This window comes from Streptomyces ferrugineus (genome assembly GCF_015160855.1).
In the GTDB taxonomy this organism is placed as follows: domain Bacteria; phylum Actinomycetota; class Actinomycetes; order Streptomycetales; family Streptomycetaceae; genus Streptomyces; species Streptomyces ferrugineus.
In genome coordinates this window covers 4,045,852-4,066,109 of record NZ_CP063373.1, presented here as the reverse complement: position 1 = coordinate 4,066,109, position 20,258 = coordinate 4,045,852, and the positions used below count along the sequence as shown (strand labels likewise).

At 71.4% G+C, this 20,258-nt stretch carries 33 protein-coding genes; 31 read left to right on the top strand and 2 right to left on the bottom strand.

Annotation, left to right across the window (positions count from 1 at the left end; all coding sequences use genetic code 11):
* The first annotated feature begins 7 nt into the window (after nucleotides 1–7).
* From IM697_RS18585 to IM697_RS45440, 15 genes are all read left to right on the top strand, one after another.
* Entirely contained in the window at nucleotides 8–337 is a 330-nt protein-coding gene (locus IM697_RS18585) for a hypothetical protein (RefSeq protein WP_194050167.1), read from the top strand.
* Nucleotides 338–408: 71 nt separating this feature from the next.
* Nucleotides 409–849 (top strand): hypothetical protein, encoded by a 441-nt coding sequence (locus IM697_RS18580; protein ID WP_194048815.1) that lies wholly within the window; start codon nucleotides 409–411, stop codon nucleotides 847–849.
* 58 nt (nucleotides 850–907) lie between these two features.
* Nucleotides 908–1,639 (top strand): hypothetical protein, encoded by a 732-nt coding sequence (locus IM697_RS18575; protein ID WP_194048814.1) that lies wholly within the window; start codon nucleotides 908–910, stop codon nucleotides 1,637–1,639.
* Between the two features lie 62 nt (nucleotides 1,640–1,701).
* Nucleotides 1,702–1,944 (top strand): hypothetical protein, encoded by a 243-nt coding sequence (locus IM697_RS18570; RefSeq protein WP_194048813.1) that lies wholly within the window; start codon nucleotides 1,702–1,704, stop codon nucleotides 1,942–1,944.
* Between the two features lie 176 nt (nucleotides 1,945–2,120).
* On the top strand, nucleotides 2,121–2,501 hold the full coding sequence (locus tag IM697_RS18565) for a hypothetical protein (RefSeq protein WP_194048812.1): 381 nt from the start codon (nucleotides 2,121–2,123) through the stop codon (nucleotides 2,499–2,501).
* An 80-nt stretch (nucleotides 2,502–2,581) separates the two neighbouring features.
* A complete protein-coding gene (locus IM697_RS18560) occupies nucleotides 2,582–3,115 on the top strand; it encodes a hypothetical protein (RefSeq protein WP_194048811.1) in 534 nt (177 codons plus the stop codon).
* A 98-nt stretch (nucleotides 3,116–3,213) separates the two neighbouring features.
* Nucleotides 3,214–3,738, top strand: a complete 525-nt coding sequence (locus IM697_RS18555; RefSeq protein ID WP_194048810.1) for a hypothetical protein — start codon at nucleotides 3,214–3,216, stop codon at nucleotides 3,736–3,738.
* A 125-nt stretch (nucleotides 3,739–3,863) separates the two neighbouring features.
* The gene (locus IM697_RS18550; RefSeq protein WP_194048809.1) at nucleotides 3,864–4,715 is read left to right on the top strand and encodes a hypothetical protein; all 852 of its coding nucleotides are present in this window, start codon (nucleotides 3,864–3,866) and stop codon (nucleotides 4,713–4,715) included.
* Between the two features lie 67 nt (nucleotides 4,716–4,782).
* Nucleotides 4,783–5,625, top strand: coding sequence for a hypothetical protein (locus IM697_RS18545; protein ID WP_194048808.1), 843 nt, complete (start codon nucleotides 4,783–4,785; stop codon nucleotides 5,623–5,625).
* A 22-nt stretch (nucleotides 5,626–5,647) separates the two neighbouring features.
* A complete protein-coding gene (locus IM697_RS18540; RefSeq protein WP_194048807.1) occupies nucleotides 5,648–6,178 on the top strand; it encodes a hypothetical protein in 531 nt (176 codons plus the stop codon).
* Between the two features lie 72 nt (nucleotides 6,179–6,250).
* Entirely contained in the window at nucleotides 6,251–6,634 is a 384-nt protein-coding gene (locus IM697_RS18535; RefSeq protein ID WP_194048806.1) for a hypothetical protein, read from the top strand.
* Nucleotides 6,635–6,782: 148 nt separating this feature from the next.
* Nucleotides 6,783–8,108, top strand: coding sequence for a DNA cytosine methyltransferase (locus tag IM697_RS18530; protein WP_194048805.1), 1,326 nt, complete (start codon nucleotides 6,783–6,785; stop codon nucleotides 8,106–8,108).
* 275 nt (nucleotides 8,109–8,383) lie between these two features.
* Nucleotides 8,384–8,746 carry a hypothetical protein gene (locus IM697_RS18525; protein ID WP_194048804.1) on the top strand — a complete coding sequence of 121 codons (363 nt, stop codon included), beginning with the start codon at nucleotides 8,384–8,386 and terminating at the stop codon, nucleotides 8,744–8,746.
* Nucleotides 8,743–9,174 carry a hypothetical protein gene (locus IM697_RS18520; RefSeq protein ID WP_194048803.1) on the top strand — a complete coding sequence of 144 codons (432 nt, stop codon included), beginning with the start codon at nucleotides 8,743–8,745 and terminating at the stop codon, nucleotides 9,172–9,174. Before IM697_RS18525 ends, IM697_RS18520 begins: the two co-directional genes overlap by 4 nt.
* A 276-nt stretch (nucleotides 9,175–9,450) precedes the next feature.
* Nucleotides 9,451–9,573, top strand: a complete 123-nt coding sequence (locus tag IM697_RS45440; RefSeq protein ID WP_265582724.1) for a hypothetical protein — start codon at nucleotides 9,451–9,453, stop codon at nucleotides 9,571–9,573.
* Between the two features lie 197 nt (nucleotides 9,574–9,770).
* On the opposite strand, the gene IM697_RS18515 is transcribed toward IM697_RS45440, so the two are convergent.
* Nucleotides 9,771–10,076, bottom strand: coding sequence for a hypothetical protein (locus tag IM697_RS18515; RefSeq protein WP_194048802.1), 306 nt, complete (start codon nucleotides 10,074–10,076; stop codon nucleotides 9,771–9,773).
* 155 nt (nucleotides 10,077–10,231) lie between these two features.
* On the opposite strand from IM697_RS18515, the gene IM697_RS18510 reads away from it, so the two are divergent.
* The 4 genes from IM697_RS18510 to IM697_RS18495 all read left to right on the top strand — a co-directional run bounded on the left by IM697_RS18510 (nucleotide 10,232) and on the right by IM697_RS18495 (nucleotide 12,171).
* Nucleotides 10,232–10,567, top strand: a complete 336-nt coding sequence (locus tag IM697_RS18510) for a hypothetical protein (RefSeq protein ID WP_194048801.1) — start codon at nucleotides 10,232–10,234, stop codon at nucleotides 10,565–10,567.
* Nucleotides 10,568–10,676: 109 nt separating this feature from the next.
* Complete coding sequence (locus tag IM697_RS18505) at nucleotides 10,677–11,033, top strand: hypothetical protein (RefSeq protein ID WP_194048800.1); 357 nt, start codon at nucleotides 10,677–10,679, stop codon at nucleotides 11,031–11,033.
* Between the two features lie 82 nt (nucleotides 11,034–11,115).
* On the top strand, nucleotides 11,116–11,670 hold the full coding sequence (locus IM697_RS18500) for a hypothetical protein (protein WP_194048799.1): 555 nt from the start codon (nucleotides 11,116–11,118) through the stop codon (nucleotides 11,668–11,670).
* Between the two features lie 336 nt (nucleotides 11,671–12,006).
* Entirely contained in the window at nucleotides 12,007–12,171 is a 165-nt protein-coding gene (locus IM697_RS18495) for a hypothetical protein (protein WP_194048798.1), read from the top strand.
* A 126-nt stretch (nucleotides 12,172–12,297) separates the two neighbouring features.
* On the opposite strand, the gene IM697_RS18490 is transcribed toward IM697_RS18495, so the two are convergent.
* Complete coding sequence (locus IM697_RS18490) at nucleotides 12,298–13,068, bottom strand: ATP-dependent DNA ligase (protein WP_194048797.1); 771 nt, start codon at nucleotides 13,066–13,068, stop codon at nucleotides 12,298–12,300.
* 494 nt (nucleotides 13,069–13,562) lie between these two features.
* Here IM697_RS18490 and IM697_RS18485 point away from each other — a divergent pair, with 494 nt between their 5' ends.
* From IM697_RS18485 to IM697_RS18435, 12 genes are all read left to right on the top strand, one after another.
* Entirely contained in the window at nucleotides 13,563–14,222 is a 660-nt protein-coding gene (locus IM697_RS18485) for a hypothetical protein (protein WP_228044748.1), read from the top strand.
* A complete protein-coding gene (locus IM697_RS18480) occupies nucleotides 14,219–14,593 on the top strand; it encodes a GntR family transcriptional regulator (protein ID WP_194048795.1) in 375 nt (124 codons plus the stop codon). Before IM697_RS18485 ends, IM697_RS18480 begins: the two co-directional genes overlap by 4 nt.
* Before the next feature lie 60 nt (nucleotides 14,594–14,653).
* Nucleotides 14,654–14,992, top strand: a complete 339-nt coding sequence (locus IM697_RS18475) for a hypothetical protein (protein WP_194048794.1) — start codon at nucleotides 14,654–14,656, stop codon at nucleotides 14,990–14,992.
* A 501-nt stretch (nucleotides 14,993–15,493) separates the two neighbouring features.
* Nucleotides 15,494–15,967 carry a hypothetical protein gene (locus tag IM697_RS18470; protein ID WP_194048793.1) on the top strand — a complete coding sequence of 158 codons (474 nt, stop codon included), beginning with the start codon at nucleotides 15,494–15,496 and terminating at the stop codon, nucleotides 15,965–15,967.
* A gap of 162 nt (nucleotides 15,968–16,129) precedes the next feature.
* Nucleotides 16,130–16,498 (top strand): hypothetical protein, encoded by a 369-nt coding sequence (locus tag IM697_RS18465; protein ID WP_194048792.1) that lies wholly within the window; start codon nucleotides 16,130–16,132, stop codon nucleotides 16,496–16,498.
* The gene (locus IM697_RS18460) at nucleotides 16,495–16,974 is read left to right on the top strand and encodes an XF1762 family protein (RefSeq protein WP_194048791.1); all 480 of its coding nucleotides are present in this window, start codon (nucleotides 16,495–16,497) and stop codon (nucleotides 16,972–16,974) included. Before IM697_RS18465 ends, IM697_RS18460 begins: the two co-directional genes overlap by 4 nt.
* Before the next feature lie 101 nt (nucleotides 16,975–17,075).
* Entirely contained in the window at nucleotides 17,076–17,432 is a 357-nt protein-coding gene (locus IM697_RS18455) for an HNH endonuclease (protein WP_194048790.1), read from the top strand.
* On the top strand, nucleotides 17,429–17,554 hold the full coding sequence (locus IM697_RS45435; RefSeq protein WP_265582723.1) for a hypothetical protein: 126 nt from the start codon (nucleotides 17,429–17,431) through the stop codon (nucleotides 17,552–17,554). Before IM697_RS18455 ends, IM697_RS45435 begins: the two co-directional genes overlap by 4 nt.
* Nucleotides 17,551–18,135: a hypothetical protein gene (locus IM697_RS18450; RefSeq protein WP_194048789.1), complete on the top strand. Its 585-nt coding sequence runs from the start codon at nucleotides 17,551–17,553 to the stop codon at nucleotides 18,133–18,135. The genes IM697_RS45435 and IM697_RS18450 overlap by 4 nt, the downstream gene beginning before the upstream one ends.
* Entirely contained in the window at nucleotides 18,132–18,392 is a 261-nt protein-coding gene (locus IM697_RS18445; protein ID WP_194048788.1) for a hypothetical protein, read from the top strand. Before IM697_RS18450 ends, IM697_RS18445 begins: the two co-directional genes overlap by 4 nt.
* A 111-nt stretch (nucleotides 18,393–18,503) precedes the next feature.
* A complete protein-coding gene (locus tag IM697_RS18440; RefSeq protein ID WP_194048787.1) occupies nucleotides 18,504–19,121 on the top strand; it encodes a hypothetical protein in 618 nt (205 codons plus the stop codon).
* A gap of 355 nt (nucleotides 19,122–19,476) precedes the next feature.
* Nucleotides 19,477–20,136 carry a hypothetical protein gene (locus IM697_RS18435; RefSeq protein ID WP_194048786.1) on the top strand — a complete coding sequence of 220 codons (660 nt, stop codon included), beginning with the start codon at nucleotides 19,477–19,479 and terminating at the stop codon, nucleotides 20,134–20,136.
* Nucleotides 20,137–20,258: the final 122 nt, after the last annotated feature.

Here is a 20,258-nt window from a genome sequence, read left to right as displayed (position 1 = left end):
ACACCCCATGCAGCGCTTCCCCCGCCTCGGCCGCATCCTGGCGCGCCGCCCCCGCGCGGCCGCCCTCCTCGCGTCCGGCGTCACCGTGATCGTCCTGGGCACCCTGGGAACCATCGGCGCGTCCGACGCCACCCCGGACGACTTCCGGCCCCAGGTCGACCGCAACGCGGACACCGTGACCGCGTACAACGACGGGTTCCTCGACGGGCGCGCGGACGCCATGGGTGACGACAACCGCGACGGCCGCGTCGACGAGGACGAGAGCGGGTGGGACTGCCGCGTCATGGGCAACCGCGTGTGCGGCTCGCAGGGCGACGCAAACACCGCACAGCGCTGACCTACCCCTGACCGTCCCCGCCGGGGCGCACTGCCGCGCCCCGGCATCCTGCACCACCGAGAGAGGCTCCCGTGTCCCTGCCCCGCTACATCCCCGCCAAGTACACCGCGCAGCTCCGCGCCGCCCTCACGGCCGCCGGGGTGGAGTTCGACGACACGCTCAAGCCCGGCAGTCGCTTGACGTACGTGGTCACGCACCTGGGCCGCACCTGGGAGCTGCGCTACACGCTCGCGCACAGCGGAACGGCCCTGTGGAAGCTGACGGGTCCCGGGGCCGACTACGAGTGGGGGCCGGGCCGCCTCACCGACGAGTGTGTGGAGGCGATCACCGCGCCCATGGAGGAGCGGGAGCCCGAGCCGGTCGACCCGCACCCGGGCGCCCCGCGTACCCACCTCGGCTTTGAGGTGCCGGAGTTCGTCCGCGCCGAGTGGGACTCCGAGCGCGCCCAGTGGTTCCGCCTCGGTCTGGCCGCCGCCGTCGGCAAGCTCCCCGATAACCGCGCCCGCGTCTGACAGCTCCCCGCCGGGGCGCACCCCGCGCCCCGGCCCCTCCTCCGGAAGGACCCACGACATGCCCCTGATGGCTATCACCGCCGACCTCGCCGCCGCGCAGCTCCCGAACGGCATCGAGCACTCCCTCGTACGCGTCACGCCCGCCTGGCAGATCCGGGGCGGGGACCTGCTCGTCGGCATCGACGACGGACCCCTCACCCACACAGCCGACCTACGCTCCGCCCGCCCGTTCACCCGCCCCCGCTACGCCCTGACGCAGCCGCTCCATGCCCTGGCCCGGGACACCGGCACCATCACGCTGGACGGGCGGAACTACACGACCAAGCCCGACGACCTGGTGCTGTACGTGCCCGCCGCCTGGTGCCCCATGGCGTACGAGCCGGAGCAGCGCGTCGAGCGGATCGCCTGGCACACCCCCGCGTGGGGGTACGACCGGACGCCCCGCCGGTACATACAGCGCGGCACCCTGCGCCGCGTCGCCCCTGACGGCCTGGTTGCTGTGCAGTGGGACGGGTACGAGGAGACGTTCCTTACCGGCCGCGACCTGGTCCGGCCCGTCGACCCGGCCGACATCGCGCAGGAGCGCGAGGAGAGCGGGGGCTACGCCGTTGGGGACCGTGTCACCTTCGGACAGGGCCCGTCCGTCGGACTCGTGCTGGACCTGTACCGGCCCTCGTTCTACGGCCCGTTCAGAGCCCGCGTCCTGTGGGACGGCACGCCCGACACGGCGCCCCGCGAGGACACGATCAGCGCCGACCAGTTGAACGTCACCACACCCACCGAGGCGTAGCCCCCCTTCCGCCCGTCGGGGCGCAGCACCGCGCCCCGACCGCCCGAGACAGGAGAGACCCCGTGAGCACTGTCGCCGACGCCCAGGGCATCGACTGGACCGCCATGCAGCGCGCCGACTTCGACCCGGATGCGCCGCTCGCCCTGGTGGACGCCGACGCCGTCACCCGGCCCGTGCTGGCCGTCCCGGACGCGTACGGCACCGAAGCGCTGTTCGGAGACGCGCCGACCGGCCGCCGCGCCACCGGCACCCGTAGGCCGGCTGCCGCCCCCGCCCCGGACACCGACACCCTGTTCGAGCTGTAGCCGAACGATAAGCCGGAGGCAGTGAACCCGACCGCGCGGGAAGCGGTCGTGTGCGCTCTCATCTGCGGAGACTAGAATCCTTTCGAGTCACACATCCCCTCTGATGTTGCCATTGGTGTACTATTTTCTTGTTGGCGGAGAGCACCGCCGACAGACCACGAACCGAGGAGCACCCAATGGCTTCTGCCCGTACCCGCCGCGCCGTCGAACTCCGCAACCGCGTCCGCGCCAACCGCGCCGCCTCCGCCGCCCGCCGCGAAGTTGCCCGCGCCGCTCGCCGCGTCCGCACCACCGCCCGTTCCCTGGCCACGCACGTCATCGCCACCGGCGCCGACCGCGAGACCGTCAAGGGCGTCGTCAAGGCGCTGCGCACCGCCGCGAAGAACGCGGGCATCAAGGGCCGCCGCGCCCGCATCCGCCGCACCGCCCAGGGCTTCAAGAAGCACGCCGTCACCGCCTACCGCTACACCCGCGCCCAGGTCGCGCAGATCGCCGCCGCGTACAAGCCGCGCAAGGCCGAGTACAAGGCCGTCCGCGCCGCGCTGATCGCCGCCTGAGCCACCCCCTGACCGCCGGGGCGCGGAAACCCCCGCCGCGCCCCGGCCCCACCTTCCACGCACCGGAGACGGAGACACCCGTGACCACCACCGCACCGTTCCTCGACCAGTACCGCCAGACCGCCCAGCGCGCCCGCGTCGTCGCCGAGATCGCCCGCGACCGCTACACCACCGAGGACTCCATCCGCGCCGCCCTCGCGGGCATCGCCGCCCGTCTGGACGCCGCCGCCCGGGAGTTCGAGGCCGTGCCGCCCGGCGCGTACGAGGAGCTGCCGACCGAGGCCACCGAGGAACTGTTCATGGCCGAGCAGATCGCCGTGGACCACCCGGCCGCCCTGTTCCCCGCCGAGCTCGGCGAGTACGTCCTGGTGCCGCTCGTCGACCGCGAGCTCCCGTTCCCTCGCCCCCTGAACCCGGCCCGCCCGGAGTTCGCCAAGTTCGCCCAGCGGGAGGCCGTGCAGGCGCACGCGCTGCACCTCCTGCACGCCGACGGCACGCACCAGTGGGAGCGCACGGACGACTGGCTGCGCCAGGTCTTCAAGGTCTGGGAGAAGCACCTGCGCCTCGCCGCCGAGGTCCGCGTCGACAACGGCCGCCCCTGCAACCAGCACTGACCGCCTCTCAGCCGGGCGGGGCGTCACAGGATGCGCCCGCCCGGCGTACTACCCGGCGAGAGCAGCGCCGGGTCCACCACGAACCGGAGGAACACCCGATGCGTACCAACCTGCTGGCAAGGCACATCCACGCGGTCACCGGCGGACAGCCGCAGGGCTGCACCTGCCCCCGTGCGGCGTGCGGCGGAGCCGAGCAGGGCCCCGGCGTCCCGTTCGCTGGCTGCCAGGCTCACGGCGCCATCACCCGCCTTTCCCACCGCGCGTTCGACTGCCCCGCGCTCCCCGCCGACGCCGACGTGTCCCGGCTCTACATCCTGGTCACGAAGTGGACCGACGACGGCCCGGCCCTGCTGCGCGCCTACTCGTTCGACCGCGTCCTCCTGGCCGACCTGCGCGGCGGCTCCACCCTGTGGGACGTCTCCGAAGGGGACAGCGCCGAGGACGCCGCCCGCGCCTGGCAGGCCCGCGTCGACGAGATGCGCGCCGAAGCTGTCCGCCGCCAGGCCGCCCAGGTGGCCGAAGCCCAGGAACGAGCACGCACCCGCCGGATGGCTGAGGCCGCGCTCCGCAGCTCTGCCGGGCGCTCCGCCCGCCGCATCCTCGCCAACCCCGGCGACCTGTAGACCCGTCGCGCCCCGGGGCCCGGACGCACGAGCCGCCCCGGGGCGCGACGCAAGCACCGCCCGCATGACCACCTTGCCCGGCCGGAGAGCACCGCGCCGGACTGACCCGAAGTGAAGGAACACCCGTGATCTCTGCCATCAGCCACGCGACCACTGCCGCCCCGCTCGCCGCCCTCCTGCCCGCCCGCCGGGGCAAGGCGTGGACGGTCGGCCCCGCCCCGTACGTCATCCGCAACAACGCCGCCACGTCCCGGATCACCGACGGCCGCCGCTCCCTGATCGTCGTGGAGGAGGGCGACCGCGTGGAGCTGTACGCCGACCGGCCCGACCTGTTCCCGGTGACGCCGGACGCTGTCGTCGGCGGCACCGACCCGGCATCCCTGGCGACGCTCGCCACGCGCGCCCTGCGCTGGATCCTGCCCGACCTGGACCGCGACGTCGTCCAGGCCATCGCCCAGGAACCCGCGCACCGGACCGACGGCTTGAAGGCGTGGGAGCGGGTCATGCACCACAAGGGGACCGCGCTGACGGAGTTCGGGTTCCACCTGATCGACCACGGCGCCAACCCCCAGAGCAGTGAGCGGCTCGATGGTCCCGGCCTGGAGTGGACGGCCGACAGCGGCGCCGAGTGGGGCGTGTGGGCGCACGGCGTCGCAGCGAACTTCCACCTGACCTACGAGGGGCCCCTGAGCGGCCTTTACGGCGCGCTGCCGGTCCTGCTGCCCCCGCTGGACGGCCACGTCTCCACGGACGCCGGTAGCGCCTTCACGCGGCATCTGACCGACCGGTTCGCGCAGCTCCAGCCGGTCGACGCCGACGAGGTCGAGTTCGGCGGTTACCACGACCTGCACGGCTGGATCGCGCTCCCGTCCCGCGCCGAGCTCGGCGACCCCGTCGACGACGGCACCCGCGTCTGCGCGCAGGTCGGCCCCGTCGGGATCGACTTCCTCCTCGCCGCCGCCGCGCACCTGGTCTGACCCTGCCGCCCGGCCGCGCCCCTGCCCTCTGCCCGGGGGTGCGGCCCCTTCCGAAAGGCCCCACGACATGACCCCGTCCGTCACCGCCCCGACCCGCCGCGCCTGCCCCGCCGTGACGCTCGCCGAGCACGTCGCCGCGCTGCTGCCCGCGCGGGCCGGCTCACCCTGGACCGTCGAGCCGTGCTCCCCCTGGTGGACCGCCCGGTACCCCGGCGCCCGCCTGGTGCAGGGTGAGCGCGCCCTGGTCCTGGTCGCCCGCACCTGGGACACCGAGATCGGATGGCAGCTCCCCGACCGTGAGCCGACCCGCCCGGACGTCTGCCTTGACCATCTCGCCCCGGCCGCCATCGCGCGGGAGGTCCTGCGCCTGGTGCTGCCCGTCGTCGACGACGAGGCCGCCCGCCGCCTCGAGGACGGCGCCCGCGCGCGCCGCGCGCTGCTCTACGAGATCGGCAACGCCATGCGCGCTCAGGGCGTGGCCACGTACGAGCGGGCCGGTCTGCTGGTGAACACGTCCGGCGTCACCTGGTCCTCGAGCGGGTGCCGCTACTCGGCCACGCTGCACGGCACCAATCCCGTGGCCGACGTCCAGATTCAGGGCCCGGTGCGCGCCGTGGAACGGGCCGTGGCCCACTTCCTGCCGGAGGCCGCCTCGGGCAGTCGGGTCGTGCCCGCCGGGATCCGGGGGCGTCTCGAGCGCCGCATGGCCCAGGTCTTGGCCCGGCACGGGCATGTTGAGCAACTCGAGCAGAAGGGGCTCGCGTTCGGATCGGGGTCTGGCCCGTACGGGCACGTCGCCCCCGCCTTCGACCCGGCCGCCCGCGCGCACGACACCACCCCGGCCTCCGTCGACCTGCACGCCGTCGGCGTCGACTTCCTGGTCTCCCTCGCCCCGCACCTCGCCCGCTGAACACCCGGAAGGACAACCCCTCGTGACCACCGCCAACCTGGCCCCGCTCTCCGCCTTCGACGACGCCATGGCCAAGGCACGGTATGCCGCCGTACAGACGCTGTCCCTGGTGTCCGTGACGCTGCACCGCCAGTTCCCCACCGGCGCGTACCTGGTCCTCAAGCGGCCGATGGGCGACTACGACGACGACACCATCGAGTTGGACTCCGTACGCGACGTCCAGGGCGAGATCGTGCGGGAGCTCAACCCGTACGACCTGGCGTCCGACCGGCTGCCGGACGTCCCGGAGGACCTGGCCGCCCTGTGGGGCGACACCGACCCCCGGAAGCCGGAGGAAGTCCTCGAGCTTCTCCGACGGATCGACGAACTCGCACGGTACGACTTCCTCGACTTCCTGCCGGAGGAGCTCCGGACGGACGAAGAGATCGAGGCGGAGAACGAGGGAGGGCGTACGCCGCTGGGCATCCCGCTCGCTGCCGAGCACTGCCAGGAGCACGGGCCGATGTGCGAGCCGGACGACCACGCCGAGCCGCCGACCGTGCACGGCAAGTGATCTGACCCCGCCCCCCTGCGCCCGAGGCCCGCACAGCCCCGGGCGCACCCCTCCCCGATTCGGAGCCACCCTGTGCTGACCCCTGCAACGCCCGAACTGCTCGCCGAGCTGGACCGCATGCTGCGCCCCGCCACCCCGCCGTCGTTCCCCCTCGCCCTGGACGCCGCCGAAGTGCACGCCGACACGATCGCCGGGCGCAAGACGACCGAGGGACTCGGCAACTACTCCCGCACCGCGCTGCCGATGCTGCTGCGCCGGCTGTTGGCCGTCGAGACCGAGCTGCTCACGATGCGCACGAAGGTCGCCGGGCACGTTGCCGAGTACGACCAGGGCGACGACCCGAGCGCCGGGGAGCTGCTCGAGGAGCTCCAGCGCGCCGGGGTCGATCTGAGGGCGGACGTCGAGGCCGCCGCCGCAGTGCTCGAAGCCCAGGCACACGCCGCGACGTACTGCTGACTAGCCCTCACCCCAGAGAGAACGCGCAGCCCAGGGCAATAGACTGCGCGTTTTTTCTGTTCACACCTCACTGAATTGCCCTTGGTGTACTATTCGACGTGTTGGTGGAGAGCACCGCCGACGAGGACCACGAACGAAGGAACACCAGATGCGGACCCTGCCCCCAGCGGTTGCAACCGCCGTGCACGTCGCCACCCTCGCCCGCAAGGCCGGGATGCCGATCCCGCCGAAGGTGTACGCCGTCCTGGAGGCCGCCGCCAACCCGTGGCCCGCTGAGTGGCTGCTCGCTCCGCTGCCCGGCGACCCGATCCGCGTGGTGGAGCTGTTCGCGGGCCCCGGCGGCTGGTCGGAGGGCATCGCTGCTGTCCTCGGCGTGGCCGTCGACGCCGTCGGAGTGGACATCTCCCCGGACGCCTGCGCCACCGCCCGCGCCGCCGGTCACCGCCGCATCTGCGCCGACATCACCACCCTGGACCCCGAGCACATCGCGCTGCGCTACACCGGCGCGGTCATCATCAGCCCGCCGTGCCCCACGTTCTCCCCCGCGGGCAAGCTGTCCGGCCTGGAGGCCCAGAACATCGTCATCCTGTGCGAGGCCATCGGGTACGTCAGCGAGGCCGCCGGGACCATGCCCGTCACCGACATCGACTGTGACGACCTGTACCCCGACCTGGACGAGTGCCCGATGTGCGCAGAGCACGGCTACCACGTCGGCTACCGCGAGCGGTCTGGCGCCACCTGGGACGAGGTTCGCGCGGAGGCCGCAGACGTGAGCGACCCGCGAATCGCGCTGATGCTCGAGGTCGTCATCTGGCCGCTCGCCCTCCAGGCCGCCGGAGCGCCGATCCGCTGGATGGCCATGGAGCAGTCCAGCAACCTCCCAGAGGAGATCCTCGACGACCTGGCCATGGAGTTCTACTCGTCCGAGTGGATGTACGCCAACCGTGAGGTGATGGAGGCCGCCGACTACGGCCTGCCGTCCCGCCGCAAGCGCGTGTACATGATCGCCTCCCGCTGGTGCAGCGGCACGACGACCGCCCGCATCCGCCCGCTCCCCGCGACGTCCATGGCGCAGGCCCTCGGCTGGCAGCCCGGCGAGCGCGTCAACACGCGCGGCACCCGGCCCGTCGACCCGAAGACCGGCCGGGCCAAGGGCGGGAACTGCTTCTCCGCCGACGGCCCGTCCTGGTGCCTCACCGGCAAGTCCCGGACCTGGAAGCGCGAGAGCGACGGTCTGCGGCTCACGGAGGCAGAGGCCGGTCTCCTCGTCGGGTTCCGCCGCTCCTACCCGTGGCAGGGCAGCCGCACCTCGGCCTTCCAACAGGCCGCCGATGTCGTCTCCCCAGTCATGGCCGCCATCGTCCTGTCCGGCATGTTCGGCGCCCTCGGCGAGGCCCTGGTGCGCGACTACCTCGCCCAGCTCTACGAGATGGACGACATGCTCTCCCCGGACGACTACGAGCTAGCCACCTGACCCACGGGCCGCCTGGCCCCCGCCCACACGGCGGGGGCCGTCGCCGTTCCCGGGCCCGGATGTAACGGCCACTCCCGGTCCGCCGTTCCCCCGGACATGACCGACCGCGGCACGGACACCGCAACGAAGGTCAGAGGCGCGACCGAGGCGCTCCGCAGCCTCGCCCGGACGCTCGAGGACGCCCAGCATTGCCCGCCGTACTGGCTGGCCCACGCACCCCGCCGCCACCGCCGGACGCCTGTAACAGGCCGCCGCCGCGCGCCGTTCCCCCGCACATGAGCAGCCTCGAGCCGTCCGGCCCCGTGTACGACGCAGCCTTCAACCCGTTCGGACCGTTCGTCGTCCTGGCCGCGACGGTCACCGTCGACGGCGAGGAGATCACGGTCCAGCAGCAGATCGACCGCGCCGCCTGGCGGTGCATCGACCGCGACCCGCAGCTCCGCGCCGACTACGAACGAACCCTCCACCACCATCTCGCCGCGGCCCTCGTGGAGCGCCTCAGTCCCACCGTCACCGTGTACGAACCGGCCCCGCTGGGCGAGTCCGTGTCCGACGCCCTGGCGCGTGCCGACGCCGCGATGCGGAACGAGCCGGAGCCGGAGCACTGTCGGTCTCTCGAACTAGGCTCCGAAGGATGAGCGCCACCACCCCTTCCCCCGAGCATGCCTCCGCCGAGGAGGAGAAGTTCAACGCCCACGCCTTCCCTCAGAAGCTGCGGGACGCCCAGCGCCGGGCCGCCGAGCTGTACGCCGAGCTCCACGCCCTCCAGGCGCGCCTCCCCTGGTCCCGTGAACCGAACAGTGGGTGGCCGGAGGTGACCGACCGGGGCCGGGAGCGAGCCGGCCGTGAGGCCTCCCCCGGCTGGGACCCCGCCGACGCCGAGGCGTACGACAAGCTGTGGGAGGACCTGCGGGAAGCGACGGCCGCCGTCCAGACGCACGGCTGGTGGAAGACCTGCCGGGACCACGGCGTCCAGGGCCCGGACCTGGTCGCCGCCCGCCAGGCCCTCAAGACCGCGGAGGGCGCCGTCCCCCTGGCCCGCGACGACGTCGACACCGCAGCCTGACCGGTCCCCGCTCCAGCTTCGGGCGGTTCCGCCCCAAGCTGGGGCCAGGTGCTGGGATCGTTGATCCGCGCGCCCGGCCCGCCCCGAGATCGGAGACTGATGACCGACGAGTCGTTCTACGACTGGATGTGCCGCCACGCCCGCGCCATGGGCTGAGAGCTCGACGAGGAGGCGAAGAAGACGTTCCACGTCTGGGCCACCATCGCCGCGACGAACGGTCTCGACGACGCGCAGACCGCCCAGCTTGCCCGCGGCCTGGGCGTCACCGCGGCCGAGGTGACCGAGGCCTACCAGCCGGAGATGCGCGAGGCTGCCATGACCGAGCTCCTCGAGCAGCCGGACCTTGCTGCCCTCGACGTCGACCTCGACCGGATCGCCGGCGAGGATCCGCCCCGGTAGAACGCCCTGCCCCTTCTACGCCTGAGCAGGGCTGTCCCTGTGCGACCGGGCGGACGCGTCCAGGGCGACCCACGCCGCTGCGTAGGCTTTCAGCGCAGAGCGCAGACGTCGGCCTGGCTCGCTGTCGGGTAGTCGGATCCGCGCACCGTCGATCCGGGCCACGCGATCCCGGGCGCTCCGCAAAGTCGCCGCATTCCCTACAGAGGTGGCCCGGCTGAGCTGATAGAACGCCGTGTACACCGCGTCTGAAACCTGTGGGGGGGGCCGAACGGAGCCGCCGCTTTCAGGAGCTCAGCCTCCGCAGCACCCAGTGACGACTCCGCACGCGACGGCACCCTCGCCGCGAGATTCGACAGGAGCACGACGGCGAGCTCCACGTCCACCGCGCCGCCTGCCGCCACCGCGCCCAGCACCTCCACCACACTCTGCGCCTCCTCGACCGTGAGCAGCGGCAGCAGCGGGGAGGGCGGATCGCCAACCGGGCAGTCCTCGAGATCGTCCATACCCAGACAACGTGGTCCCGTGTGCCCGGTCACGTACCGGCACCGCCCGCCTGGCCGGGGCCCGGCAGGCACCCTTGTTCGGCACCGCGCGACGCAAGACGTCCCCGGCCTCCACGATCCGCGGCCTCACCACTTCGCCCCTGGAAGGCCACGCCGTGACCAAGCCCTCTCTGACCAAGTTCTCCGCGCCGAACGACCGCACGTCCCGCCTGGTCGTCTCCGTCGCCGTGGGCGCCCTCGTGTTCGGCCTGGTCGTGCTGTTCGCGCTCCTGGTCGCCGACGTCGACGACGACAGCGACAGCAGCTCCCGCCGCTGCCCCGGGTACGTCGTCGGCACCTTGGACCCCGTGACGTGCCTGCCGTACGGCTCTGCAGGCGCGGCGCCCGCTGGCACCAACCATGCCGGGAGCGGCTCGAGCACCGCGCGCAAGCTCGCCGCCCCGCCGAAGGCGCCCGCCCCGAAGGTCCCGGCACGGCCGCGCCCGCCGTGAAGGTTCCCGCTCCGCCGGTCCGCATCAGGTGACGCTCCGCAGGACGCGACGCAAGGCGCCCGGGTCGGACACCGTCCGGTCGCCCAGTCCCCGTACCGGAGGAACACCCGTGTCCGACCCCGTCTGTCCCAAGCCCGCCCCCTGCTTCCGAGACACCCCCTGCCCGCGGTTCGCGCGCCTGTTGCACGTGATGGTCGTCTGCTTGGGCCTCGCCCTGGTCCTGGTCGTCGCCATGCTCTCGGTCGTCATCACTCAGGCCCGCGACTCCTCGAGCGATCCGAAGCCCGGCCCGACGACCACGGCGCCCGCGGACCCGTCGCCCAGCTCCCCGGCCAGCAGCGAACCGCCCAGGCCGACGCCGTCGCCGGCCGCGCCCATGCCGCCGGACCCGACCGGCACGGCCTGCAACATCTTCGACCCCGAGTGCTCGACCGGAACCGGCGGCACGCGCGGCACCGAAGCCTGACCCCACCACGTGCTGTGCCCCGGCCGGACGACTCCTCGGCCGGGGCACAGCGCGTTCCGCGGCCGCTCTATGGTGCGGAAGCATGACCACCGACCAGCTCACCGCCCGCCAGGCAGAACGGCTGATCACCGCCCTCCGGCATGGCCAGGCCCTGGACACCGCGGTCGTAGACCTTGGCCTCGACTTGCCCGCCGTGTGGGCCAGCGCGCGTACCGATGCGCGACTGACGATCGCCCTCGCCGGCCGTGACCCCGACGGTCCCGAGGAAGCGGGTCGGACAGGACGCGCTGACTTCCTGCGGCTCCTGGCCCTCGGTGTCGCCCCGAGCCGGGCAGAGCTGATCCTCGGCGTCTCCAGCACCAGCGGCTGGAGGAGCGACCCGGCGTTCGCGATGGCCTGCGACGCGGTGAGCTCGGCGGCCGCGCCGTACGGGTACACACGGCAGATGCGCCTCACCCCCGAACGAGTGGCCCGCTTCCTCGATGCCCTGAGCAAGCCAGGCACGACCGTTCTGGCGGCCGCGGCCACCGTAGGCGTCACCGCCGCCGCCGTCTACCAGCGGCGCCACCGCGACGCCAAGTTCGCCGAGGCCATGGATGCGGCGCGGGCCGCCGCTCGTGAGGGGGCATCAAAGTGATGCACCAGGAGACCGTCAAGCGGAACGTGACGCACGACACATCGATTACTTTGCGTCATGACCCGGGGTTAAACAGTTCCACCCGCACGAGAATGCGCAGGTCAGGCGCCTCTGCTGCCTGTTTTAGTACTAACTAGCCGTTCAGATACGTTTCGTGATGCCGCCGAGCGTTGAGCACCGCCCGTCACGGCGGCACGTATGAGCCAATCCCCACATGTAGTGCTGCAATAGACGTCAGCGATACCCCCATCCGGGCAACGCCCTCTCGGACACCCGGGTCCCGAGAGTTCGAGGGCCGGGTCGCCTGACCCCCGTCAGGCAGTTGGGAGGTACCGCATGGTGCGGACCGAGAACCACCGCAACGACGAGCAGCGCCCATGGTGGCGTCGGGTCCGAGTGGCCTGCGTCATCACAGGGGCCGTCATGACGGCCACCTACTGGACGCTGCGCGTGATTGAGGCGGCGATACAACTGCACCAAGCCGCCAGCCCCTGGTCCTAGCACCAGGATGCTGACGGCCCGATGAGAGGCGACGGGTCCCCGACGGAATTGAGGGCCAGAAGGGGCCCCGAGCCGAAAGACTGCCAGGCAGTCGTTTACACCATGGCACGCCTGCAGCACCCCGGGCTACCGCACGCGGGTCACAGTCACGACCGCGTGTCTGGTCGTACCCGCCAGAACCTCCACGACCGCGTCGACGTCGACCGCGCGGTACCGATCACCCCCGCCGGTACGCGCCTGCCGCCCCGGGCCCGCGCCCTCGAGGAACGGCGCCATCTGCGCGGACGGCGCCGCCTTCAATGCCTGCGAGAGCGCGATACGCCCGTCCGGGAGACGCACGGCCAGGGCCCGCGGCCGCGAGGCCGGCCCCGTGTGGCCGACGACCTTCGCGTCCACGGTCTCCGCGTGGCGGACCTTGCGCCACTGACGGGACCCGCCCCGGTATGTGCTCGCCCCGACCTTGATGACGAGGCCCTCCACGCCCTGCGGCTGCAGCGCCTCGCACCAGGCGCGGGCCAGCTCAACATCCGTCGTCGTCGGCACGGCCTGGATCGGCGGGCCCATGCCGTACTCCTCAAGAAGATGCTCGAGGAGCGCCCTGCGCCGTACGTACGACCAGCCGCGAGTGTCTCCATGGGCAGGGTGGCGTAGGACGTCGAAAACGAAGTAGTGGCCAGGGTGTCGCTCAGCCAGGACGCGAGCCCGTGCCGGGGTCGAGTTGGCGCGTGACTGCGCGGCCCCGAAGTCGATCCGGCCCGCAATGTAGACGATCGCCTCCCCATCCAGGACGACCCCGGCAGGGAGCTGCATGCCTGCAAGCGCAAGATCCATCCAGACGGCCGTGGCGTCCCGGCCGGACCGGGTCTGCAGGCGCACGGTGTCCTCGGTCCGCCACATGACGAGCCGGTGACCGTCGAACTTGATTTATGCGCTGTTGAGCTGTCCACGGGCTATCGCCCAGCGTGGCAGTGGGAAGTGACGTCGTTTGGCATTGGACAGGTGGTGGTCGGCACCAGGGACGGACGCAGTGTGGCCACGATCGGCCGGTATCGATCGGCCGTGGCGGCTCACCCCAGGGCCAGGGTGGGTGTAAGTGCTCCAGGGGGTGTTCGAATGCGCGGGGAACGGCCACTCACTCAACTTGTATCGAGCATTTGACACAAGGTCCTGTCCGCGCCATCTTGTACTCACTGCTTGATACAAGCATGGCTGCCGCACTCGGTGTCCGCTTCTGCTGGGCGCAATGCGCAGCCATTACCACTTCGACTTCGACTGGGGTCCCTGTGCTCGACACCGTCCTGCCCGAATCCTGTCGCCGCTCCCGCGCGGACCGCTACGTTCGTTGGTCCGGTCTGGCCGTGGGCGCCGTGGCCGCGCCGCTGTTGGCCAGCATGGACACCAGCGATTTCGGCGACGACTACGGCATGCCCCTCGTGTTGGCCATCACCGCTTTCGGGCTGTGCGTGGTGGGCGGTGTTCTGCTCGGTGACGCCCTCACCCCCCGTCCCCGGGAAGCGGTACGCACCGCCGGTCTCACTCCGCGTCGGGTCCGAGACCACGTGCCGCCCCGTGCGACCCCGTTGCTTCTGCTCCAGGCGGTATCTCTCGTCGTGCTGCTGGTGATCGGCGCTGCCACGGCCTCCCCCGACGTCCTGGGCCGGGCGGGCCGGGCCGTCACCTGGAGCTGCGACGGCGCTGACCAACCCCTCGGCCCCTGGCCTGGCCTCTTCTACGGCATCCCGATCGCCGTCTCTCTCGGTGTCGGAACCGCCGCCTGCGCCTGGGCCCTGCGTCGCATCGCCCACCGCCCCGGCGACGACCAGCAGCGCCGCGACCGCTGCTGGATGATCGCCGCAGCCTGGGGTGTCCTGGTCTCGAGCCAGCTGTTGCTCGTAGTCCTGATGATCGCCGTCGTGCTGACGCACACGAGCTGCGCCGCGACGCTGGGCACCGTGACCGCCTTGGTGATCTACCCCCTGGGCCTGCTGGGGCTGGTCACTCTGGCGTGGTCCCTGTTCACCGTGATGGCGCCCCGGGCGGCCCGACGATGACCGGCCCGGTTGTCCGCGTCGACACCACCAGCGCGGTACCGCCGTACGAGCAGGTCCGCGCCCAGCTCGCTGCCCTGATCCGCACCGGCCAGTTGACCGAGGGCGAACGACTGCCGACGGTGCGCCAGCTTGCCGCCGATCTGGGCCTCGCACCGGGCACCGTGGCCCGCGCCTACCGCGAGCTGGAAGCCGCCGATCTGATCCGTTCCCGCCGTGGCGCAGGCACCCGGGTCGCGGCGCTCCCGTCCGAACCGGCCCACCCCGACCCGAACCAACTCGCCACGCTTGCACGAGACTTCACCACAGCCGCCCGCGCTCTGGGCGCCGACACCGAAGCCATCCTGACCGCCGTCCAAAAGGCCCTGGAGTAGCCCCCTGTCCGGCATGTCACCTCGCAGCGGCAGCCTGTCCGTGAGGAGTGGAGTGTGCGTGTGACGATACGTGGCGTCCTGGTGTTCGCCTGTCTGACGCTGGGATTGTGGGGGCTGTACCAGGCCCTCGAAGGAGTGCAGAACCAGGGCCTGGTGGACGAGGTGACGTGCATGGGCCACAACATGGGACCGGACCAGGAAGAGCATGGGCAGCCGATGGTCCCGGGCGACAGGTGCTCCCCCGGTCACGGCTCCGGGATCCGTACGTACGCGCAACAACGAGACTTCCAGCGACAGCAGCACCGGCGCGTCGTTGCCGGGCTCTGGTCCGTCGGTGCGGGAGTGGCCGGGCTGGCGCTGCTCGGGCGGCTGAAGTCCCACCAGCCCCGGTCGAGATGAGCTCTTTCGCGCCGGCGGCCTCAAAGCTGCCGAATCCGACCGTGCGGGCCGCCGCGGAACGGAGGGCGAGACGCCTGCTGCGGCGTCGACGCCTTCTGTACGTCCGGCTGAGACTTCAGTCGCCCCCGCGATCACCATGGCCGAGGCCAGGACCGCATCAGGGTGCGGTTGCCAGAACTGACGCCGGCACGGGGTCGGGGCTTCTGCCGGAGGGCCCGACTCGTTTCAGCCGTGGACAACGGACAAGGAACAAACCCTGTCCATAACTTGGGTTCGTAGTGGAGATCAAAGCCCACCGGCAGCGTCTGCACGGACTGAACGAGAGCAACAGAGACGGGCCAGTCCACACCTCGAGCGTGCAGCCGACACTCGTCACGCGCGACCGGCCAGTAACCCCGAAGCGGACGCAAGGCTTCCGCGGTGTGCAGGGTGCGCCCGCTCGCGACGCGTCCCGCGGCCGCCGCCCAGGCGGCCCCGCGCCGCAGGGCGGAAAGGAGCAGCGTGCAACCGCACGTCATCCGAGCAATCCACGACTGGCGCATGAGCTGGGACGACCAGCAGTTCGCCGCGCAGGAAGCATTCACCACGGCGTTCCCCGCCCTCACCCCCGCCGAGAAATGCCAGTGCTTCGGCCCCACCCTGCGCTGGAAGAAGCCCGGTGAGGGCGAGGGGAAGGTGTGCCTCGATGACCACGGGCGCGCCACGATCGAGTTCGAACACGTCCCCAAGGCCGCGGTCGGCCAGGCCATGAAGGAGACGTGGGGCGCCAACTGGTTCGACGAGGGCCCCGGCGGGTTCGCTGAGGCGGAGCCCGGCAGCTACCACTACGAGGACGAGCAGACGTACTCCGAGTACGCATTCGACGTCCACGACGACGGCACCGTCACCTTCGGGATCGCCTACGTGAAGATCGACGACATCGTGACGATCCTCGACGCCCTCGAGCGGGCGCTCGCCGAGCACCGCGAGGACTGAGCCGGCAGGAGGAGAGGTGACGTGATGCCCCGGATCCGTATCGCGTCACCTCACCTGCCGTCGCCTCTCGACGAGGTGACATGACGCGGCCTGATCTGCTGTTTCACGTCACGACACCTCACAGCGCGACGGTAGGCGGGCCCGTGCCTACGGTCCGCGGCCATGTTCGCGACCGCCGCACCCCGCACCCGGATCGCCGGCCTCGCGGCCCGCGCCCGGAACATCGTCGACTCCGGCCTGTGCAAAGCCACGTCATCCGTACCCGATTGGCTCGCCCGCCTGGATCTGCTCGAGCACCTGACCGCGGCCTCCGCCGCCGACCGGCGTGCCACCCTCGCGATTCTCGACGACGACGTCCTGTGTGACCTTCTGGTCCTGTCGTACCTCCGGCACGGCACGCCGTACGCACTGTGGGCCGACACCCTGGCCGGCTTCGCCGAGGACGTCCTGGGCGTGACCACCTGGGCGCAGTTGCACCGTCTCCTGGAGCCAGCACCCAGCGCCCTGGGCAGAACCGAGCCGCGGCGATGAGGGAGGAGGAGACGCGGCTGCATCTGGTGCCGGTCCGGCAAAAGGACGCCAAGGAGTTCGTCGCCACGTGGCACCGGCACCACAGACCGCCCCCTGGGGCCGTGTTCGCCGTCGGGGCTGCGGATCAGGACGGGATCCTGCGTGCCGTGGCCATGGTGGGACGCCCCGTGGCCCGGCACTTCGACGACGGCCAGACACTCGAGGTCACTCGGACCGCGACGGACGGCGTACGCAACGCCAACAGCTTGCTGTACGGAGCGGCGTGGCGAGCCGCGAAGGCGCTCGGGTACACCCGCTTGATCACGTACACGCAGGAAGGCGAGACCGGCGCGAGCCTGCGCGCAGCCGGCTGGACGGTGGTTGCGCAACGACGTCCACGGCCCGGATGGAACTGCGCAAGTCGCCCCCGCACGGCGCAGGGCACGGAGAACGTGGCGCGCACCTTGTGGGAGGCGCAGCCGGTCGACGCGACGTAAGCCGCGGCCGCCGTTCACTCTCCCCGCCTCGCCCCGGGCGCGCCCACCAGGGCCGTGACCATTGCGGCCCGGCGCCCGGGGCAGGCGAGGAGACCAGTGCTGTGAAGGCACGACGGCGAACCGGCCCGACCGACGTGGTGAAGGCGATTGTCTACGACCGCGACGGCGGCGTGTGCGTGCGCTGCGGGAAGCGGGAGGACCTGACGATTCACCACCGTGTGAACCGCGGCATGGGCGGCGCACGGGAGGAGTGGATCAACCAGGCGCACAACCTGCTGCTCGTCTGCACCGTCTGCAACGGCTGGTTCGAGGACAACCCGCGGGAGTCGTACGAGGCCGGGTGGAAGGTGCGCCGGCCGCAGCTCCCAAGCGAGGTGCTGGTGATGTACGCGGACGGCCGCGAGTACCAGCTCACCCCGGACGGCGTTCGCTCCACGACCGTGGCGGCCGCCCGATGAAGCGCCAACGCCGCAGCCGCGGCCGCGCGTCGACGGGATCCGGGCCGGGATGGATCGCCACCCACTTCGAGGGGCTCCTCGATGGCCTGCTCGACTTCCTGTTCTCGTGGGTGCGGCGATGAAGCGACGTCGTCAGTGCCCGGCCCGTCCGAAGTGGTACATCGGGGACCGGTGGCAGTGCCAGCGCCTCGCCGAGCACGACGGCCCCCATCAGGCGTCGTACTCGAAGAAGTCCAGAGCGCACCTGTCGTGGAGGGACGGGGACGACCGTTTCGACTACGAGACGCTCCCCGGCACCGTCCGCTACCGGCTGCCGTTCTGGACCGCGGACAGGATCGTCCGCAGCATCGAGTGGGCCGCGTATGCGGTGATCACCTTCACTCTGTGGCGGTGCTGGTCGCTGTCCGCGGCCGCCGGGTTCCTCGTCGCCGAGCTCCTCCTGTCCGTCCGCCGCTCGCACTTCCTCGACTTCGGCCGGTTCATCCTCGGCGTATGGCGGGTGCCGCCCACAGCCCCGGCGCCGATCCTCGGCATCGGCTGGGTACTGCACGGCAAGGACCGCGCCGGCCCGAAGGCCGGCCTCGACCTGGTCATCGGCCGCGTGGCCATGGGGGCGTTCACCCTGATGCCGCGGAAGGAGTGGGCCGAGTACAAGCGCAACAAGGCCGAGCGGCGCGCCAGGGAGGCAGGCGCAACGTCATGAGTCCCCGCATCATCCTGCAGCGTCGCGTGCGCGAGCCGCGGTACCTGCGCCTGGGTCCGTTCCGGCTGTGGGCCGTACGGATCCCGCAGGGCCCGAACATCGGCTTCGGCCGGATCGCGACCACCGACACCCCGAGCAACCCAGCTCCCGAGCAAGAGTACGTGCGCGACGGGTACGGCCTCGTCCTGGTCCTGGGCGGCGTCGCGTTCGCCGCGCTCCGCTGCAGGTCAGTGCCCGTGCAGTCGCGGCGTCCCTGACACGCCCATTTACCTTGGTGTACTGTTCTCGCCGTGGTGGAGGCATGGGGTTGCCCCAGTCGCCGCGCGCCGGCGCAAGACCGCGCCACAGTTGGACGGAGAATAGCCACCATGCCCAAGGCTGGGATCACGTACGGCCCACGCATCAAGGCCCCGAACTACGACCAGATCGACAAGGACGCCGAACAGAAGGTCCTCGAGGACCTCGGCCTCAAGCGGCCCGAGGACCTGGTCGCCAAGGCGCGCCCCGACGCCCTGGTCGTGAAAGCCGCTCGCATCATCGAGCAGGCCGACGCGGAGCTCGCTCTGCACCTGGACGAGCGAGACGAGGCGCTCGCGCACCTCTGGTTCTACGAGCAGCGTCTCGGCCTGTCAGGGACCGCGGGACTCACGAACATGGGCTATCGGCACGCGCTCGCCCGACTGATGTTCGGCGACAAGCGGCACCCGCTGCCGAACGGGACGAACGCCGAGCTCGTCCAGGCCGCCGAGGAGGCGGGCATCAAGCGCGTCGCCGACGCCGAGGAGAAGCTCCTCAAGGCGGCCCCGATCGTGTACGCGGCACGGGCCCGCCGCGAGATCGCCGTGCGCTACATGCAGGAGGCGGTGCTTGCACTGTCGCAGGAGCCCTACGGCTGGAAGCCCGAGCAGATCGCCGAGCACGCCGGCGTGCACAGGGATCTGATCTACAAGCAGCGGGCAGCGGCCCGTAAGCGCCACGGCCAGTAAGGCACCGCCCGCCCGAAACTGACCGGCCCCAGCACCATCGGGGCCGGTCTTCTTGTTGCCTCGCCGCTGGTCACACCGGAGACGGGTTTTCGGTCCCCGGCCACCGGAGACGGGTTTCCGGTCGCCGGTTTACGGGTCGCCGGACTTCCGGCTTCCGGAGAACTGGGCCCCTTTAGTAACAAGATCACGTACCACCATTAAGTAGGTTCCGATGCCTTCGCTTCGCTCAGGCATCGGCGCGTACCAGTGATCGCTAAGCCTCGAGGGACACCAGGTGCAGCAGTGGCATGGGAGGGGAGGGTGTCACAGGATCCGGCCGTCTGACGTTCCCCTGGGCATGACGATGCGATCTTCCATGCCCAGGCGCACGATGCTTCCGCCGAACCTGACCCGCCACCTCTACGAGACCCGGCGCCTGATCGCCGAGAGCGAGGGCAGAGACCTCCAGCCCTGGTTTCGGCTTACCGCCGACGAGCGGGCTGCCGTTGAGAGGGACATGGAGGTCTTCCGCCGGGCGATACTCCGGGCCGAGGAGGAACAGGACCTCGTCGCTGCCTACAACGCCTCGACCGCCGAGCAGCCTCAAAACGCCGCCGAGTCGACCGCGCCCACGGTCGGGAGCTGCGGCTGTCCTGGCTGCTCCACCGTCGCCGCGCTGCTCGAGCTGATCCGGCAGGCCGAGCGCCTCGATGCCGCCCTCGGCTGGGATGCCGACAGTGGTGGCAAGGGCTCCATCGTGTTCGTGTCCACCTCGCCGGCCGCAATTGCCGAGGAGCTCGCCCGGGTGAGGAAGGCCGCCCGAGAGGCCATCGACCGATGGGTCGCCGCGGGCAAGCCGCTCGACGAGACCACCCCCAAGGCGGTGTGGTCGTTCGAGATCGAGCGCCCGCCCCTCTCGCGGGACTACCTGGAGCGACTCACGAAGCGGATCCTGCGCGAGCCATACCAGCGCAGTTACCCGGTCTTCATCACGGACATCTGGACCACGGCGCCGCCGATCGTGGACCAGGCGTAACAGAATCCGGCCCCTGACGTACTACAAGGTGCGGCTGGCTATCTGACCCCGAGCTCCCCCCGGGTAAGGCACTCCAGCCACGCACCCCCCGAGACCGGGGGCGCCCTTGCTCCACTCCCCGG